Here is an 18,238-nt window from a genome sequence, read left to right as displayed (position 1 = left end):
TAACAAATAATTTTTTAAAAAACTAAAATTTACATCATTATGGGATTTTTAAAAGAATTTAGAGACTTTGCCGTTAAAGGTAATGTAATTGATTTGGCTATCGGTGTGATCATCGGGGCAGCCTTCGGAGCGATTGTTAGTTCAATGGTAACTGACGTTATTACACCATTATTACTCAGCCCTGTGCTGAAAATGGCTAATCTCGACAAGATTGAGCTATTGGTATGGAATGGGGTTACTTACGGTAAGTTCTTAGCCGCAGTGATCAACTTCTTGTGCGTTGCAATTGTGTTATTCCTCATTGTGAAGGGTATCAATAAATTGAAAAAGAAGCAAGAAGAGGCACCAGCAGCTCCCGCAGGTCCTACCCAAGAGGAATTACTTACTGAAATCAGAGATTTATTGAAAAATAAATAAGTCGCGTAACCGCTATGCTACGCATTTCAGAAATAATTACAAACTTTAAACCACGCCTAAAAAGCGTGGTTCTTTTTTGTAAAAACAAAAAACAACATTTTTTCAAGTTTTTATTTTGCTCTTTTCGGCAAAATATCTATCTTTGTAATCTCTTTGAAACAGTAGTGATCTCTCAAAATACAAACTGTTGTATTTCAACAGAAAACACTCATAAACAAAGAGTTGATAACATTAAAGAATATCATTAAACAATTTTTAAATGAAATATAAAAGAGTTTTACTCAAACTAAGTGGGGAGGCACTGATGGGTAGCCGTCAGTATGGGATTGACCCTGCGCGATTGAAAGAATACGCCCTTGAAATTAAAGAAGTGGTACAACAAGGGGTGGAAGTGGCTATCGTAATTGGCGGTGGCAATATATTTAGAGGCGTGGCGGGTGCCAGCAATGGTATGGATCGTGTGCAGGGCGACTATATGGGGATGCTCGCTACGGTGATCAACTCCCTCGCCTTGCAGAGTGCTTTAGAAGATGAGGGTATTTTTACCCGCTTGCAGACAGCTATCAAGATGGAGTCTATTGCAGAGCCTTTTATCAAACGCCGTGCGGTGCGCCACTTAGAAAAAGGGCGTGTGGTAATCTTTGGAGCAGGGACAGGTAACCCGTACTTTACTACCGACTCGGCAGCAGTGCTTCGTGCTATTGAAATTAATGCGGATGTGATTTTGAAAGGTACGCGCGTAGATGGCATCTATACTGCCGACCCTGAGAAGGATAAGACAGCTGTGAAGTTTGACTGCATTACCTTTGATGAGGTCATCGATAAGAGTCTCAAAGTGATGGATATGACTGCCTTTACCCTTAGTCAGGAAAACAAATTGCCTATCATTGTGTTTGATATGAACAAAAAGGGTAATTTGGCAAAGGTCATCGCTGGGGAGAATGTAGGGACAACCGTAAATGTGTAGGCTATGCAAGAGCTGTTTGACTATTGCTGTAGGATAATGGCTGACTTAGGACGGCTAACAGGCTTTAGCTATAAGGAAATCAATGTGATTGTTTTTGTATTTTTGTTTCCTATTATAGATGTAATCCTGCTTATTGTCTTTCTGAAATTGCATTACAAGCATAGGAATCAGCGTGCTTTTATCAAGCAATTAGAGCGATAGGAATATGAAAAACAGTCTCACAGATCGCTTGTTTGACCTTACTGTTGAGGGCTTGCAACTTATAGCTGACTTCTTTGGAGTGAGCTATGAGACGATCAACATATTGATATATGTGATATTGCAACCCCTGCTGACGCTTTTGCTCATTGTGGGGATTATATATTACCATAAGAAGAATAAGAAACAACAACAAGTTATAAATCAATTAATAAAACAATATGAACGAAGAAATTAATATCATTTTAGATGCCACTGATGAAGGAATGGCAGAGGCTTTGTCGCATTTGGATAAGGCATTAGGGAATATACGTGCGGGGAAAGCGAGTCCGCAAATGGTGGGTAGCGTTTTTGTAGACTACTACGGGTCGCAAACGCCCTTAAGCCAAGTGGCGAATGTAAGTGCCCCAGACTCACGCACGATTATGATACAGCCTTGGGAGAAGAAGATGATACAAGCTATTGAAAAGGCGATACAAATCGCTAACTTAGGCTTTAACCCGATGAACAACGGCGAGGCGGTGATCATCACCGTGCCACCTCTTACTGAAGAACGCCGTAAAGAATTGGTAAAGCAAGCTAAAGGCGAGGGTGAGGACGCTAAAATCAGTATCCGCAATGCACGTCAGGAGGCGAATAAGGACATCAAAAAGGTGGAAGCCTCAGAGGACATCAAGAAAGATGCAGAAGAGCGCGTACAGAAACTCACCGATAAGTATATCAAGAAAGTAGAGGAAGTATTAGCTGTAAAAGAAGCTGAAATATTAAAAGTGTGATATGGATTTAAGTGCACATAATTTGCCACAGGCGTACGTTGACTTTATCAATGGGAAAGTAGGAGAAGGCGATGATTTTTATTATTACTTTAATTGAGAGGAATTAGACAATCCTCAAGATGGTAATGCTTATATCCTTTGGAATACTTCTTTTTTGGAACGCTCTTCTTATGGTGATAATAGCCCTAATTGGAAGTATTTGCAAGACCCTGAGTTCTTTTATAAAGGGATAGAAGGAGATGTAGAAAACCTTACTAAGGAAGATGTCTTAGCCTCATTTGTAATTGGTTTAGAAGACGGTGGAGGATTTATGTTTATAGCTCCTAGTAATGCACTTTATGTTATTTATTCAGACCTGTATGTGGAGAAATTGGCTAATTCCTTTGAGGAATTTATGACTTATGCCGTACCTAAAGATGAATTAGATTCGGATTGGGATGAAGATGATGAGTATGATGAAGAATAATTTGGTAGAAAATATTAAATAAACACGATGACAAATAACGAACAAGTTAAGGATTTAGTGAATCGCCTGGGTGCGTTAAGGAGGTATCTTTGACGTAGATGCCAAGCGAATAGAGATAAGCAACGAAGAGGAAAAGACCTTTGCCCCCGACTTTTGGGATAACCCTAAAGAGGCAGAGCGGGTGATGCGTGAGTTGCGCCACAAAAAGAAGTGGGTAGAAGATTACGAAGAGGCAGCACGACAGACCTCAGATGTGGAGGTGCTACTCGACTTTGTAAAGGAAGAGGCAGCTACCGCAGAAGAGGTAGATGAGCAGTACGCTAAGGCACTCCACGCTATAGAGGCATTGGAGTTTAGGAATATGCTTTCCGATGAAGGCGATGCGATGAGTGCAGTACTGCAAATCACGGCAGGAGCTGGCGGTACGGAGAGCTGTGACTGGGCATCGATGCTGCTGAGAATGTACACGATGTGGTGCGACAATCAGGGCTATAGCGTGCGTACGCTCAACTTTCAAGAGGGAGATGTGGCAGGTATCAAGACAGTAACCATTGAGATTGAAGGCGAATACGCTTTTGGCTATCTCAAAGGCGAGAACGGCGTGCACAGATTGGTGCGTATCTCTCCTTTTGACAGTAATGCCAAGCGACATACCTCCTTTGCCTCTGTGTATGTATACCCGCTGGCAGATGATACCATAGAGATAGAAATCAATCCTGCGGATATTAGTTTTGAGACGATGCGCTCCAGTGGGGCTGGTGGGCAGAATGTGAATAAGGTAGAGACAGCCGTACGCTTGCGCCACCACCCTACGGGTATCATCATTGAGAACTCAGAGACCCGCAGTCAGCTGGATAACAAGAACAAAGCACTCCTCTTGCTCAAGTCGCAATTGTATGAGATAGAACTCAAGAAGCGACAGGCAAAGCGTGATGAGATAGAGGCAGGCAAGATGAAAATAGAATGGGGTTCGCAGATACGCAACTATGTGATGCACCCTTATAAGTTGGTAAAGGACGTGCGCACAAGCTATGAGTCTACTGATGTAGATGCCGTAATGGACGGGGAAATAGATGCGTTTTTAAAAGCCTATTTAATGTTAATGGGACAGAAAAGTGAGTGAGAAAATAGTGATATATCAGGCGTTGGTGCGCCTTTTTGGCAATACCAACACTACCAATAAGCAATGGGGCAGTAAGGAAGAGAACGGTGTGGGTAAGTTTAATGACTTTACCGATAAGGCTTTAGCAGGTATTAAGGAATTAGGCGTTACCCACGTGTGGTATACAGGGGTGTTGCACCACGCTACCACTACCGACTACACGGCTATTGGGGTGGATAACGATAACCCCGCAGTGGTAAAAGGTAGGGCAGGTTCGCCCTATGCCGTAAAGGATTACTACAATGTAGACCCCGACTTGGCAGAAGACCCTGCGAATAGATTAGAGGAGTTTAAGGCACTGGTAGCACGCACCCATAAGGCAGGGCTAAAGGTGATTATAGACATCGTGCCCAACCACGTGGCACGGCATTATAAGAGCACCAGCAAGCCCACAGGAGTGAAAGACTTTGGAGAAGAGGACGACACCAGCGTTACGTACGCCCGCGATAATAATTTTTACTATAACCCTGATGAGGCGTTTAGATTGCCTGAGGGTATTTGGGGCAGCTATGAGGAATATCCTGCTAAGTGGACGGGCAACGATTGTAGGGCTTCGCAGCCGAGCATTACCGATTGGTATGAGACCGTAAAGCTCAATTATGGCATACGACCAGACGGAGTGGAGGACTTTGACCCTATACCCGATACGTGGCAAAAGATGCGCGATATAGCCCTCTATTGGCTTGCTATGGGCGTTGATGGCTTTCGCTTTGATATGGCAGAGATGGTGCCCGTGGCGTTTTGGCATTACTTGAACAGCACCATTAAAGCACAATACTCTGAGGCACTGCTTATCGCTGAGGTGTACAACCCACAGCTGTACCGTGCCTATTTGCACGAGGGCAAGATGGATTATTTATATGACAAAATACAGCTCTATGATAGTCTCCGTGCGATTGTAAGTGAGGGAGCCAGTACCGACAGCATAGCCCCTATACAGCGCGATTTGGCTGATATAGCCCCTGCGATGCTTCACTTTTTAGAGAACCATGATGAGCAGCGTATTGCCTCTCCTGAGTTTGCGGGCAACCCTTGGAAGGCTGTCTCAGCAATGGCAGTTTCTGCACTGATTAGCAATGCCCCTGTGATGCTCTATTTTGGACAGGAAGTAGGCGAGCGCGCTGCGGATTGGGCAGGCTTTGGTAGTCCCTCGCGTACTTCTATTTTTGACTATATAGGCGTACCTGCGCACCAGCGTTGGGTGAACAACAAACAGTTTGACGGTGGGCAGCTCAGTGAGGCAGAACAAGCCCTACGCGACTTTTACTGCCGCCTGTTGAACCTTAAGGTACGTGGAGCTTACTTTGACCTCCACGAGCACAACAGAGCGCATACCCCCTATTACAACGACAAGGTATATACTTTTATGCGTATAGACGAGGGAGCGCAATGGCTTATAGCGGTGAACTTTGCCCAGTACGACCATTTCGGTTTTGACCTACAACTGCCGCCTTATATTATAGGGAGCTGCTTTTTAAATGACGGCACTTACCCTTTGCAGGAGGAGCTTTACGGCACCAATACCACCACGCTTGTTGTGGAAAACGGCATAGGGCTAGTACGGATAGAATTGGCACCATTACAAACACTTGTCTTAAAAATAACTGAATAATGACAACATTTTTTGAAGATAAAACGCGTGTGGTGATCGCAGGGAGTGCAGCACAGGAGTGCATTCAGCGGGTGCTTCATACGATGGCGTATTACGATCACCCAATAAGCTATGTGCTACAAACACCTTTTAGGGGAGAGCAAGAGCATTTTAACGACTCGGAGTTTGGCTTGATCGAAGGCGTAGAGGGGGATGCACTACTGAGCTATGCGCCTCAGGTAGTGCTGCTTACGGATGTAAATCCGCTACAAGAGACCCTCTATGAGTCGTTTATCGATAGCATAAGCAAGGGGGGTATCCTCATCTATAACGAGGAGGATAGTGTGCTAAAGGCATTGGCTACGGCTTCTAAGAATGAGATTCGTCGCCTTGAGTATAGTACACCTGCTTACACAGAAAGCGACGGGGAGTGCTACCTGATGACTCCTGAGGGGGAGTTGCCTTTGGGGGTAATGAAGGCTGAGGATATCCGCAATATTGAGGGAGCTAAGTGGGTGTGTCAGAACTTGGGGATTGATGAGGCAGATTTTTATGAGGCGATGGCTTCTTTTAAGTATTAAAAGAAAAGTATCAATTATCAAGAGCAACTACATCAATATAAGGGTTTTGAAGTTTATCTCTTAGGATAACTTCAATGCCCTTTTTTAGTGTCTGCATCGAAGAGGGACAGCCACTACACGCACCCTGCAAGGCGACTTCCACCTGATGGGTTTCGGGTGTATAAGCGATGAATTGGATATTACCCCCGTCAGAGGCTACGGCAGGCTTCACATCGCGCTCAATGATGGCAATAATCTGCTGGGAAGTAGCATCGTTGGTACGTGCTTTCAGTGCGGGTTTTACCACTTGGTCGCGGTGGCGTTGTAAGGCAGTTTTCGGAATAATGATATGCCCCTCAGCGAGGTAAGTGCGTACAAACTCACGCAGTTCCATAGCCACTTCAAGCCAATCGGCAATATCATCCTTAGTGATAGAGAGGTAATTGTCATCAAAGAACAGCTCTTTGATATAAGGAAACTTGGTAAAAAGTGCCGTAGCCATAGGCGACTCGTCAGCCTCCTCAGCGTTCTTATACTCGATGAGACAAGGCACGAGCACCCTACTCGCCACGTATTTCATCACCGCAGGGTTGGGGGTACTCTCAGTGTATACGGTTACAGGTTGCAATTTAGCCCCTTCATCGGTATTGACGATAGGGCGTTCGTTGCGCAGATATTGCAACACTTGTGCCGCCACCTCTTCCTGCACATCTTTCCACTCCACAATAGGGAAACGCTTCAAGGCAATGAAGTTGCTCGAAATGTAAACGGTCTTTACAAAAGGCAGGTAAAAGAGTTCCTGCGCCAAGGGTGAGCCTTTTGCCTCGTCGATATTTTTGTACTCGTAGCTGCCTTTCACTAAGGCTTTGGTAGCTTCGAGTTTGATAATATCGGGATGAGTAGTGGGTACTACTTTTAGGTTGATGTCAATCATTGTTGTTAGTATTTCGGGGCAAAAGTACGATTATTTTCCTTTTCTGCCAAAGTCGGCAGGGTTTTCGCCCCATAGGCGCGTCTCCCATTTGAGAATAGGATTGGGGTAAGTGTTCTCATTGAGCCACTTCAGCGCACGGTCAATCAAGTCAAAGAGCGGCGCATTGCGCTCATTCTTAGTGAGGTTCGTCTTGCACACTTTGTCCTTTACCCACTTAATGGCGTAGGCACTATCGGAGTACACAGGGATAGTGCTTTTGTGTTGCTTGAGCAATGCCAAAGCGTGTACGATTGCGAGGAACTCAGCAATGTTGTTAGTGCCTTCGGGCATTACCGGCAGTCGGAAGATTTCTCGGCGCGTCTTAGGGTCTACTCCTCGGTATTCCATCGGACCTGGATTGCCTTGACACGCCCCATCGACTGCAATAGAAGGGTACAGTGGCTGGTTAGGCGCATTGAAATGCACCTCCACTGTCTCATCTATTTGTTTGCCCCAATAGGCTTCATAACCTTCTATAAAAGCCCTTCGGGCGGTCTCTTCAGTGAGAAAACTCTTGTATTTTGCCTTTGGGTAGCCGTCAATAGCGCGTTTGCAGTCCGCCCAGCGCGTAAAGATACCCGTATCGCGCCCTTCCCATACTACGTAATATTTCATTTTTAAGGTATAATTTACAATGTATAATGTATAATGATTTGTAATGTGTAAATTTATAACGAATAATGCCCAACGATTAAGCAATATTAATCGCTGGGCATTACTCTTTGCTCGTTACTCTTTACTCATTATTATTCATATTCTGCTTTGATGTCAATATGCTCATAGTCAGCAATCATCAGCTTGTCGTAATCTTTCTTCTTGCTCTTGCCAAATCGCTTGCCGATGTTGTCGAATATCAGGTATACCAATGGTACGATAATCAGCGTAAGGAACAGTGAGGAGAGCAAACCTCCGATGATAACGATTGCCAAGCCATTATTTACCTCTGCTGCGGCACCACTTGCCAGCGCAATAGGTATCATTCCTGCTACCATCGCAATGGTAGTCATCAGGATAGGACGCAGACGGGCGTGGTTCGCCTGTATGAGTGCCGTAACCGTATCCTCGCCTTCCTCTTTGCGGTGGTTGGCAAAGTCCACAAGCATAATCGCGTTCTTGGCCACCAGACCAATGAGCATAATCATACCCAAGAGGGTGAAAATGTTCAGTGTCATATTCGTCAGTGCCAATGCCCAGAGTACCCCAATGAAGGATAGTGGGATGGAAAACATCACAATGAGTGGGCGTGAGAAGCTGTCGTAGAGCACTACCATCACCATATATACTAAGATTATCGCTGCCAAGAGTGATACCCCAATCGTGCCAAAGCCTTCATCTTGGTTCTCGCGGTCGCCACCCCACACGAGGCGCACGTTAGCAGGCTTTTCTATCTTAGCCATACGCGCTTCCCAATCGCTGGTAATCGTACCCGATGGGCGACCCACAGCTTGCGCTTGCACGTTTACCGATGGCGACTTATCGTAACGCTCTAAGAGGGTTGGTCCTGAGGAGTAGCTGATCTTGGCAAACTGAGCGAGCTTGATCAGCTGCCCTTGGTCGTTCATAAACTGAATATCCTCAATATTGCTAATGTTCTCACGGCTTGCCTCGTCGTAAACAATGTTGATATTGTACTCTGAGTCGCCTGTGCGGAACTTGTTGTCGTCATTCCCATTGAAAGCAGTACGCATTGTTGTACCTACTGTAGCAATATTCAAGCCAAACATTGCCATCTTATCGCGGTCAATAGCCACATTGATTTCAGGGTTACCAGCCTCAGCCGAGAGTTTCACCTCAGTAGCACCAGGCACGCCTTTGAGTATCTCGGCATACTTCTCGGCGTATTCACGGGCAGTGTCAATATTGTCAGCCGTTACGTAGAGCCGTATAGAGGCGTTTTCAGCCCCAATAAGCCCTACAGGTACCGTCTTCACCTTAGCCCCTACTAAGTATTGAGAGAGAGCGCGTTTCAGTTTTGCCGCGATGATGTCGGTAGTCTCATCACGCTCTTTCTTGTCGATGAGTTCTACTTGTATTTCTGCCTTATAAATAGTCGCCTGTGCATCGCCCATACCGTCAGTGGCTTGCCCAACGGTAGTGATCATACTATTGATGAGCGGCTTATTAGTACCAGGTACTTTCAGGTTCTTTAGGTAGTTCTCTGCCTTAAGAGTGTAGAAGTTGGTCTGCTCTAAGGCAACGTCCTTAGGGAGTTCTATCTGTACGAGGAACTTGCCGCGGTCCATCTTAGGGAAGAACTCGGTACCCACAAAGCCTGCTGGTATCAGTGAGCAAGAGCCAAAGAACAAGAAGGCTACGATGATCACCGTCTTCCACTTGTTGCGGAACGACCATTGCATGAGGTTAGAGAAGAAGTTCGTAAATTGCTTGAGATACTTTTCAAAGCCAATGGAGAGCTTACCCATAAACGTCTTAGGGTTGGGGTGTTCCAGTTTACCGAAGCGTGAATAGAGCCAAGGCACGGTTGTGAAGGACATAAAGAGGGAGAGCACTGTTGCGATCACTACTGTCATACAGAACTCGCGCATAATATTCACTACCATACCCGTACCCATTGAGATTGGCAAGAATACCACCACAATCACTGAGGTGATCGCCGTTACGGTGAGCATTATCTCCTTAGAGCCATCAAAGGCAGCGCGTACTTTGTTCTTCCCCATTTCTATATGACGGTGAACATTCTCGAGCACCACAATAGCGTCGTCCACCAAGATACCTACCACTAATGAGAGGGCAACGAGGCTCATCAGGTTGAGTGAGAAGCCAAATGCCCACATCCCGATGAAGGTTGCAATCAGTGAGGTTGGGATAGAGACCATCACAATCACCGCGTTGCGCAAGCTGTGGAGGAAGAAGAACATCACTAAGGCTACCAAGACGATAGCCAGCACCAAGTCGTGCATCACTGAGTTAGCTGCCTCAAGGGTAAACTCACTGGTGTCTTCAGCCAAGGTCATCTTCACGTTCTCATTCTTATACGCCTGCTCTATATGTCCCATACGCTTGCGCACCTCCTCACTCACCGATACGGCATTGGCATCGGTCTGTTTGATTACTTGCAGTAGCAGGGTGCTTTTCTGGTCAATACGCGCTACCTTAGTAGCTTCTTGCTCCGTATCTTGTACATCGGCTACATCGCTGAGGCGTATTTCCACACCATCGCGTGAGGCAAGAGTAAGGTTGCGCAATTGCTCTACATCACTGATTTTACCTAACAGACGAATGGTAGTACTGTTATCGCGGGTTTTTAGCTTACCCGTTGGGATTTCCATATTAGAGGCAGCAATCAGCTGTTGCACCTGTGGGATAGAGAGCCCATAGCCTTCGAGCTTATTGGCATCAAGGCTTACGCGTATCTCGCGCTTACGCCCCCCGATGATGCTCACCTTAGCTACACCAGGCACACGCGAAAGCTCGGGTTGTATCTTCTTATCTACTAAGTCATACAGCTCTTGCGAGCTGAGATCTGAGGTTACCCCAATGGATACGATAGGCAAGTCGGAGAGTGAAAACTTACTCAGCGATGGTTCTTTGGCATCCTTAGGCAACCCAGAGCGTATCGCATTGATTTTGCGCTGTGCCTCGTTGAGCGTATAGTCCACATCTGCTTCATCAGTAAGCTGAATGATCACCACCGACACCCCTTCATAGGAGTTGGAGATGAGTTTCTTCACGTTTTGCAGTGAAGATACCGCATCTTCTATCTTCTTAGTAACCGTACTCTCAATCTCCGAAGGCGATGCCCCCGCATAGATGGTAGAAACAGTTACCACATTTACCTCAAATTTAGGGATAAGCTCGTAGTTGAGCAACTTATAGGTATAAAAACCACCCAAAAGTAAGAGCGAGAGTATCACAATGAGGACACTCGGACGCTTAATGGAAAGTTTGATTAAATTCATTGATTCTTTAGTGGTTAGGGGTTAGTAATTAGTGGTTAGCGGAGCACTCAAAAGACAGTGGCTTTTCCCTAAATACATTCACCCAACTTATTTGTTATTACTTATTCTTTTGTTCAGTGTTATATTCCACAATAGACACAAATACCTACGATAATCGCTGGTAAGGCTTGTGCTACAAATATCTTCTTAGAGGCTGTCAGTGCCCCGTAGATACCTGCCACGGCTACACAAGCGAGGAAGAAGAGCCGCACATTTACCGCCCATACAGGGTCAGCAATGCAGAAACTTCACACCAAGCCTGCCACCAAAAAGCCATTGTAGAGCCCTTGGTTAGCCGCCATACCCTTAGTCTTAGGAAATAACTCCTCAGGCAGCGACTTAAAGAACGCCTTCCCACGCGTCTCCCACGCAAACATCTCCATATAGAGGATGTACAAATGTTCTAATGCCACAAGGGCAGTTAATATGGTTCCTATCATTTGTTTAAGGACTGAGGCATCAGGCTTTAGGCGTCAGGTGCATTGTGGCATAGTCTTAAAGCTGAAGCCTAAGACCTAAAGCCTAAAGCCTGACAGCTGCTATTTAACTATTTGTACTACTGTTCCGTTATCCAAGTTGATTTGTCCGCTGGTTACTACCTCATCACCAGCTTTCAGCCCATCGACAATCTCTACCTTATCACCAAAGTTGCGACCGCTCTTTACGATCACCATTTCAGCTTTCTTCACAGCCTCGCCCTTGTCGTTCTGGCCATCAACTATCTTAAAAATCTTATTCTGGCTGATACTACCCACAAACGCACTGTGAGGCACCACCAGCACGGTAGCATCGCTCTTATCACCGTCAAAGAGTGCAGAGGCATACATCCCCGCACGGAGTTTCTTATCCTTGTTAGACACTAAGATTTCCACAGGGAATTTGAGGGCTGCATTTGCCTTAGGAGCCACAAAAATAATCTTCCCTTCTACCTCATCAGTAGAGGCACTTGGCTTTACTTTGATAATATCACCAACCTTTAAGCGCCCTACTTGGCTCTCATCTACGGTAATTTTCAGCTTTAAATTATCGATGTTTACCACATTGAAGAGCGTTTGCCCAGCGGCAACCATCGCGCCTTCTTCAACGCTCTTGCTTGTTACAATTCCATTGATTTTAGAGCGCACAGAGGTGTCGCCTGAGCTGATAGCCGCAGCGTTGTACTGAGCCTGTGCATTGGTGAGCTGTAGACGTGCTTGTGAGAGTTGTTGTGCGGTTACGCCCCCTGTTTGGTAAGCACTCTCAAAGCGTTGCAAGTCAGCCTTGGCAGTCTCTAACGCTGCCTTAGCACTGCCAAGCTGCACATTAGTTCTGTCGGCTTTAGTGCTGGCGAGCACCTGTCCTGCACGCACATAGTCGCCTTCTTTTACATATATCTTTACTACCTGTCCGCCCATCTCTGAAGATACATTCAGGTCTTGTTCCGCTACAAACGTACCATTAGCGGTAAAGAGGTCAGCCACCTTTTCATCGGCAGCCTTAGCGGCACGCACGGCTATGGCAGCTTCGGTTTGCGCTACGATAGCCACATTCTCTGCATTCTGTTTCTTGTTTGCATACAAGCGATACGCCATAAATCCTACGATGGCAAGTACCACAACTGCTGTAATTAATTTTTTCATTTGTTAATGTATTATTTTTAGCTTTTAGCTTTCAACTTTCAGTTTTGAAGGCTATGTGCAAACCTCCCATTCTATATGGAGTACTGCATTCAAAACTCAAAGTTGACGGCTCAAAGCTTATTTGTATTTTCAGGGCGCAAAGGTACGTTAAAAACTTTATATACAAAAAACGTTTCCAAAGAATTAATAAAACTTTAACATTTCATAAAAATATAATCAAGGCTAAAATAGGGAAGTAATTTATTGAAATACAAAGTGTTTATTACTGGAATTCAAAAATCATCTGTGTGATTGATTACGAAATTTATCTGAGAAAAAATGGAACTACGAGGAGATTTTTGGACTGTATCCGTTACGGAACCGAAGTGTGTCCGATATGGATAGGGATATTTTTTGTTTTTTAAAAAAACGTGTTTAAACTTTTTTGAGGAACTTGGAGATAAACCCTAATAGGAGCATTCCAATCCAAGTTACATCAAGATACTCATATCTCATTATCAAATCTTTATATCCGTCAAGCCAACCATTTGCTTGTTCAATTTTAAGCCTATTTTTGTACAACTCTTCATCAAAATAAACATCTGGTTGCTCTCCATTTCGGAGATTAGGTTTAATATTTGCTATAATTTCTTTGCTTTCTAAAAACTCTCTAAGAGACTTACTATCAAATCCTGCATCAGCATTGAGAAACAGACCTTTGTACTCTATTCCTGCTTCTTCTAATAAAGCTAAGATTTCTTTTAGTACTTCTTCTATTTCATATAAGTCATTGTGATTTCCAGCTTTAGGACTTCCCATTGCTATCATTTGCCCTTTATTATCACACAAAAAAATACTATTTGTGGTTACGGCTTTTTTTCTTGCTTGATAACCTGCAGATTCTCCTTTTTGGCGACAACGTGTATGACTACCATCCAATTGAACGCAAGACATATCTAACTTTCTTTTCTTCTTGCTTAATAGATTTAACCATACTCGCTGAAAACTATCATCTTTACTCCATTTATTGAAGTAGTAATAGACATTTTGCCAAGAAATTTCTCCTTTTTCAAAATAGCTTTCAATTGGAAGCTCTCTCCATTGCACCCCTGTTTTTAACCTCTTGAGAATCAATAAAAATATTGAAGCCAAATCAAAATTACTTTTAAATCCTCTTTTTCCTACACTTAAAAAGGGAATAATCCAATTATTTATTGTATCTTTGCCCAAAGTTCCTGAATTTTGGTGTTCTTTTTTTTGCAAACACAAAATTACTAATTTTCGGGAACTTTTACTTTATTATAGGAAAAAGTTTAAACAGCTTCAATAGTAAAATATGGAAAACAATGTGATTTTATTTATTGATGCACTCAATGAACTTGCTAAAGCCCCCACGTCCTGCTGCATCGTTTTTAAAGACACCACAATGCTCCAACACTTCCGAGAAGGTATCGCCGATAGCCCTCTCAATGAAGGTGTCAGCATCCTCTAAGGCAAAAGTGTTAAAGGCGGGATTCTCAAGATAGCGACGTAGCCAAGCGGTGTGCTTTTGTAGTGCCCCGTCAGCGTCCATAGCCGTGTAGATAGCCTCTACATCGTTGCCGTGTGTGCCGAGTAGTGCTTTAATGGCGGTCATCTCAGCCTTTAGTCGCCCTGGGAGTATCGCCAAGCCCATCACCTCGATGATGCCTATGTTCTCCTTCTTGATGTTGTGCAGATGCTCATAAGGGTGGAATATTCCGTATGGATGTGCGGTATCGGTGCGGTTGTTGCGCAACACCAAGTCAAGCTCGTAAGCCCCCTCGCGATAACGTGCTACGGGGTTGAGCGTGTTGTGGCGTTCGCCATTGGTATGGGCGTAAATACCGAGCGACTCATCACTATACTCAATCCACGTGTGGAGTATCTTGTCTGCAAGCTCTATAAGTCGGTCTTTTTCACCTCTTAAGCGCAATACCGACATAGGCCAATTGACAATACCCGCCGCTACGTCCTCATAACCTGCAAACTGAACCGCCTCGCGAATGCTGGCTTTCTCCATCGGAAAGACGTGTCGCCCCCCTTGGAAGTGGTCGTGCGAGAGGATAGACCCCCCAACAATAGGTAAGTCGGCATTCGAACTGATGAAATAGTGAGTAAAAGTCTCTACAAAACCGAGCATACGCGCAAAGGTGTTGCAGTCTATCTTCATTGGTCGGTGCTCGGTGCAAAAGACGATGCAGTGCTCGTTGTAGTAGATGTAAGGCGAGTATTGAAAGTACCAATCCTCGTTTGCCAGATTGAGCTTGATAGTGCGGAGGTTTTGTCGCCCAGGGTGATTCACGCGCCCTGCATAGCCTTCGTTCTCCTTGCAAAGGAGACACTTAGGATAGTTAGTGGCTACCACATTACGCTGCTTGGCAATGTCGCGAGGGTCTTTCTCAGGCTTAGAGAGATTGATAGTGATCTCAAGGCTGCCGTAGGCGTTGTCGTACGTCCAGCCGAAGTTCTTAGCAATGCGATCGGTACGGATGTAGTTGCTCTGCTTTGAGAGTTCGTAAAAGGCAGTGGTCGCGACTTCTTTGCTTTCCTTCTTATACCTATCCCAGAAGGTGCGACGTACCTCAGAGGGAAAAGGCAAGAGGCAGCCCATTAACCGCGCATTAAAGAGGTCGCGATAGGTGAGCGTATCCTCCTCAAGTCGCCCGTTCTTAGCAGCCCAATCTACCAAGCGGTCTAAGAGGTCAGTAGGGTAAGTGATGGCTGCTGCTGTGCTGGCAATCGCCACCTGCTGCTCAGCGGTGAACTCTGGGTAGCTATCGATGCCCATTATCTCTAAAACAACGTTTGTGAGGTAGAGCTTGTCTTCCTCACAAACGATGCCTTTGCTGACGGCGTAGACCATCAGCGTTTCTATATCAAAAGCGATGTCGCTTTGGTTCTCCTTCATTGTTTATTTAGTTTTTACGTCAAATTGCAAGAGGGTTTGCTGTTTGTAGATCGCTCCCTTCTCAAGAGGTTGTACGTCAAAGGCAGGTTCATTGATGCCATTAGGGAAGTCTTGCATCTCAATGGCTACGCCTAAAAAACGGGCGTTCTTAGTGTGCTTTGCGCCGCTGACAGTGCGGTCAAAGGGCAGCACCTCGTCTAAGAAGTTGCCTGTGTAGACCACTGCCACACGCTGGGTGGTGAATACCTTTAGCTCTATGCCACTGTGAGGGGAGTAGAGGCTGAGCTGTGGTGTGCCGCCCAAGCCACTGCGATTGAGTACAAAGGGATGATCATAAGCCCTTGTGATCTCAAACTGTGGGTGTCCCTCAGCGATGCCATCAGCGATCACTTTGCCTGCTCTGAGGTCAAAGGTAGTGCCCGCCACCTCTAAGAGTTTCCCCGTAGGAATCAAACCCTCACGTAGTTCACAGAGGCGGTCAGCATCGATGGTGAGTACTTGAGTGTCGCCATTAGTCTCTAAGTCGCCTGCGAGGTTGAAGTAGCTGTGGTTAGTGAGGTTGAGGTAAGTCTTCTTATCTGCGATGGCCTCATAAGTAAGGCACAAGGTATTCTCAGCTGTGAGGGTGTATTGCACCTTGAAGTCCACCTTGGCAGGGTAGCCTTCCTCCCCATCAGGACTGGTGTAGGTAAGCTCAATGCCATGAGGCAGCTCCTTCACGGCAAACACCTTAGCCGTAAGCCCCTCTACGCCTCCGTGGATAGCATTCTCGCCATTGTTCTTTGCCAAGTGGTAAGTAGTGCCGTCAATGGTGAACTGTGCCCCTGCAATGCGCCCTGCTGTCCTGCCCACTAAGGCACCTGCATAAGCTCCATTGCCGATGTAATCCTCTAAGCGATTGTAGCCCAGCACTACGTTCTTAACTATGCCGTGCTTGTCCTTTACGTCAATCTCAGTGATGATGCCCCCGAGGTTGAGCACCTTCACGGTAATCCCCTGCTCGCTGTGGAGCGTATACTCATAGACAGTCTGTCCGAGGTACTCCCCGAACAGACTTTTAGTGATATTTACTTTCATAAGGTTCTCTGATTATAGTTTGCGTGCACCTTCACTCACCTGCACTACGTAGAAATCAGCCTCATAGCCGATCTTGTCTTTATAAGCAGCCCCAACGTTCTTCACGAAGTCATCTACCTTGTCTTTCTTTACGATGCTCACGGTGCAGCCGCCAAAGCCTGCGCCCGTCATACGTGAGCCTACTACCCCAGCTTGTGCCCAAGCGAGTTCTACCAAAGTATCGAGTTCCTTACCTGTAACTTCATAGTCATCTCTCAGCGACTCGTGTGATTGGTTCATCAGTTTGCCAAAAGCCTCTAAGTTGCCTGCTGATAGCTCTTTTTGAGCCTTGAGTGTGCGTTGGTTTTCATAAACGGCGTGTTTAGCTCTCTTAAGGCGTACGGGGTCTTTGATGAGGTCTTTGTTAGCCTCAAATTCCTCAATAGAGAGTTCGCCGAGTGCCTTGATGTTGAGCTTTGTTTGCAGTTCTTTCAATGCTTGCTCACACTCGCCACGGCGTTCGTTGTACTTAGAGTCGGCGAGACCACGGCGCTTGTTAGTGTTAGAGATTACGATAAGCTCATCTTTGAGTACCACAGGCACGTAAGCATACTTGAGCGTGTTGCAGTCGAGCAGAATGGCGTTGTCTTTCTTGCCCATCGCTACTGCAAACTGATCCATAATACCACAGTTCACACCGATGAACTTGTTCTCAGTCTTCTGGCCTAAAAGGGCAATCTGCACAGGGTCAATGCTCAAGCCAAAGAGGTGCTTAAGCACGGTGCCTGTGAGTACTTCTATAGAAGCTGATGAAGAGAGGCCTGCACCATTAGGGATATTGCCATAGAATAAGACGTCAAAGCCCTTGTCTATCTTATGTCCCTCTTCGATGAAGAACTTTATCATTCCTTTAGGGTAGTTAGCCCAATCGTGCGACTTGTCGTTTACGAGATTATCCAGAGTGAACTCCATTACGCCCAAGTTGGCAAAGTTCTCAGAGTACATTCTAAGCTTGTTGTCACTGCGGCGTTTCACTAAGGCAAACGTACCTCGGTCGATAGCGCAAGGGAATACATTCCCGCCGTTATAGTCGGTGTGCTCACCAATCAGATTTACCCTACCTGGGGCAAAAAATACATCCTCACATTCATTGCCAAATACTGTGGCAAACTTTTGTTTTAATTCTTTTAATTCCATACGGTTGATTTATTTAATTTCAGCTTTCAGGTCTCAGAGATAGTACGCTGAGATACTAAAGCAGTGGTTATTATCTTTTGTTATTGTTACTTTGTATCCTCATCAGCACAAGAAGCAAAGCTCTCACAGTACTTGGAGGTGGCGAACTCTGTAATTGTATAATCGGCAATAGCATTCACATAGAAAGGATCGTGTGTGATAATTTCCTGTACTTCTTCTGCCGTACAATGTTGTGCGAGAATCACCCCGCCTACTCGTGGCTTCTTTGCCCCTGAGGTAATAAACTTACCCGCATTGTAATACTTTGTCAGAAACTCAATATGGGCACTGCGGTGTTTATCCACTTCTGTAAGCGGCTTCTTATAAGTCAAATCTATTATAAACATACT

18 protein-coding genes and 1 pseudogene are annotated in these 18,238 nt (G+C 45.4%); 9 read left to right on the top strand and 10 right to left on the bottom strand.

The features are described from left to right. Nucleotides 1-39 precede the first annotated feature (39 nt). From mscL to AXF12_RS05130, 9 genes are all read left to right on the top strand, one after another. Nucleotides 40-417 carry a large conductance mechanosensitive channel protein MscL gene (mscL, locus tag AXF12_RS05170; RefSeq protein ID WP_066428930.1) on the top strand — a complete coding sequence of 126 codons (378 nt, stop codon included), beginning with the start codon at nt 40-42 and terminating at the stop codon, nt 415-417. Nucleotides 418-676: 259 nt separating this feature from the next. Continuing rightward, on the top strand, nt 677-1,384 hold the full coding sequence (gene pyrH / locus AXF12_RS05165; protein ID WP_066428927.1) for a UMP kinase: 708 nt from the start codon (nt 677-679) through the stop codon (nt 1,382-1,384). A gap of 3 nt (nt 1,385-1,387) precedes the next feature. Further along, nucleotides 1,388-1,585 (top strand): hypothetical protein, encoded by a 198-nt coding sequence (locus tag AXF12_RS05160; protein ID WP_066428926.1) that lies wholly within the window; start codon nt 1,388-1,390, stop codon nt 1,583-1,585. A 4-nt stretch (nt 1,586-1,589) separates the two neighbouring features. Then, nucleotides 1,590-1,820, top strand: a complete 231-nt coding sequence (locus AXF12_RS05155) for a hypothetical protein (protein WP_066428924.1) — start codon at nt 1,590-1,592, stop codon at nt 1,818-1,820. Then, the gene (gene frr, locus AXF12_RS05150) at nt 1,804-2,358 is read left to right on the top strand and encodes a ribosome recycling factor (protein WP_066428922.1); all 555 of its coding nucleotides are present in this window, start codon (nt 1,804-1,806) and stop codon (nt 2,356-2,358) included. The genes AXF12_RS05155 and frr overlap by 17 nt, the downstream gene beginning before the upstream one ends. Before the next feature lie 154 nt (nt 2,359-2,512). Beyond that, a complete protein-coding gene (locus tag AXF12_RS05145) occupies nt 2,513-2,824 on the top strand; it encodes a hypothetical protein (RefSeq protein WP_066428920.1) in 312 nt (103 codons plus the stop codon). A gap of 27 nt (nt 2,825-2,851) precedes the next feature. Beyond that, a protein-coding gene (prfB, locus tag AXF12_RS05140) for a peptide chain release factor 2 (protein WP_143325072.1) occupies nt 2,852-3,947 on the top strand; the annotation gives its coding sequence in 2 pieces (ribosomal slippage) (nt 2,852-2,914 and nt 2,916-3,947; 1,095 coding nt in all). Continuing rightward, on the top strand, nt 3,940-5,598 hold the full coding sequence (locus tag AXF12_RS05135; RefSeq protein WP_066428916.1) for an alpha-amylase family protein: 1,659 nt from the start codon (nt 3,940-3,942) through the stop codon (nt 5,596-5,598). The genes prfB and AXF12_RS05135 overlap by 8 nt, the downstream gene beginning before the upstream one ends. Then, nucleotides 5,598-6,158: a Mur ligase domain-containing protein gene (locus AXF12_RS05130; RefSeq protein WP_066428911.1), complete on the top strand. Its 561-nt coding sequence runs from the start codon at nt 5,598-5,600 to the stop codon at nt 6,156-6,158. The genes AXF12_RS05135 and AXF12_RS05130 overlap by 1 nt, the downstream gene beginning before the upstream one ends. Before the next feature lie 10 nt (nt 6,159-6,168). Here AXF12_RS05130 and AXF12_RS05125 read toward each other — a convergent pair whose 3' ends face one another. The 10 genes and pseudogenes from AXF12_RS05125 to AXF12_RS05075 all read right to left on the bottom strand — a co-directional run bounded on the left by AXF12_RS05125 (nt 6,169) and on the right by AXF12_RS05075 (nt 18,235). After that, on the bottom strand, nt 6,169-7,071 hold the full coding sequence (locus AXF12_RS05125) for a NifU family protein (RefSeq protein ID WP_066428909.1): 903 nt from the start codon (nt 7,069-7,071) through the stop codon (nt 6,169-6,171). 30 nt (nt 7,072-7,101) lie between these two features. Beyond that, nucleotides 7,102-7,725 carry a ribonuclease H1 domain-containing protein gene (locus AXF12_RS05120; RefSeq protein WP_066428908.1) on the bottom strand — a complete coding sequence of 208 codons (624 nt, stop codon included), beginning with the start codon at nt 7,723-7,725 and terminating at the stop codon, nt 7,102-7,104. 131 nt (nt 7,726-7,856) lie between these two features. Continuing rightward, the gene (locus AXF12_RS05115) at nt 7,857-11,030 is read right to left on the bottom strand and encodes an efflux RND transporter permease subunit (protein ID WP_066428906.1); all 3,174 of its coding nucleotides are present in this window, start codon (nt 11,028-11,030) and stop codon (nt 7,857-7,859) included. Between the two features lie 119 nt (nt 11,031-11,149). Continuing rightward, a pseudogene (locus tag AXF12_RS05110) lies at nt 11,150-11,509 on the bottom strand (DUF1304 domain-containing protein). A 99-nt stretch (nt 11,510-11,608) separates the two neighbouring features. Continuing rightward, nucleotides 11,609-12,688 carry an efflux RND transporter periplasmic adaptor subunit gene (locus AXF12_RS05105; protein ID WP_066428904.1) on the bottom strand — a complete coding sequence of 360 codons (1,080 nt, stop codon included), beginning with the start codon at nt 12,686-12,688 and terminating at the stop codon, nt 11,609-11,611. 414 nt (nt 12,689-13,102) lie between these two features. Then, a complete protein-coding gene (locus AXF12_RS05095) occupies nt 13,103-13,930 on the bottom strand; it encodes a transposase (protein ID WP_231909940.1) in 828 nt (275 codons plus the stop codon). A 91-nt stretch (nt 13,931-14,021) separates the two neighbouring features. Then, on the bottom strand, nt 14,022-15,596 hold the full coding sequence (locus AXF12_RS05090; protein WP_066428900.1) for a UDP-glucose--hexose-1-phosphate uridylyltransferase: 1,575 nt from the start codon (nt 15,594-15,596) through the stop codon (nt 14,022-14,024). 3 nt (nt 15,597-15,599) lie between these two features. Next, nucleotides 15,600-16,673 carry an aldose epimerase family protein gene (locus AXF12_RS05085; RefSeq protein WP_066428898.1) on the bottom strand — a complete coding sequence of 358 codons (1,074 nt, stop codon included), beginning with the start codon at nt 16,671-16,673 and terminating at the stop codon, nt 15,600-15,602. Between the two features lie 12 nt (nt 16,674-16,685). Further along, the gene (locus AXF12_RS05080) at nt 16,686-17,849 is read right to left on the bottom strand and encodes a galactokinase (protein ID WP_066428896.1); all 1,164 of its coding nucleotides are present in this window, start codon (nt 17,847-17,849) and stop codon (nt 16,686-16,688) included. 86 nt (nt 17,850-17,935) lie between these two features. Then, the gene (locus tag AXF12_RS05075; RefSeq protein ID WP_066431792.1) at nt 17,936-18,235 is read right to left on the bottom strand and encodes a YciI family protein; all 300 of its coding nucleotides are present in this window, start codon (nt 18,233-18,235) and stop codon (nt 17,936-17,938) included. Nucleotides 18,236-18,238: the final 3 nt, after the last annotated feature.

The sequence above is a fragment of the Capnocytophaga haemolytica genome (assembly GCF_001553545.1).
Lineage (GTDB): Bacteria > Bacteroidota > Bacteroidia > Flavobacteriales > Flavobacteriaceae > Capnocytophaga > Capnocytophaga haemolytica.
This window is presented reverse-complemented; position numbering and strand designations above follow the sequence as displayed.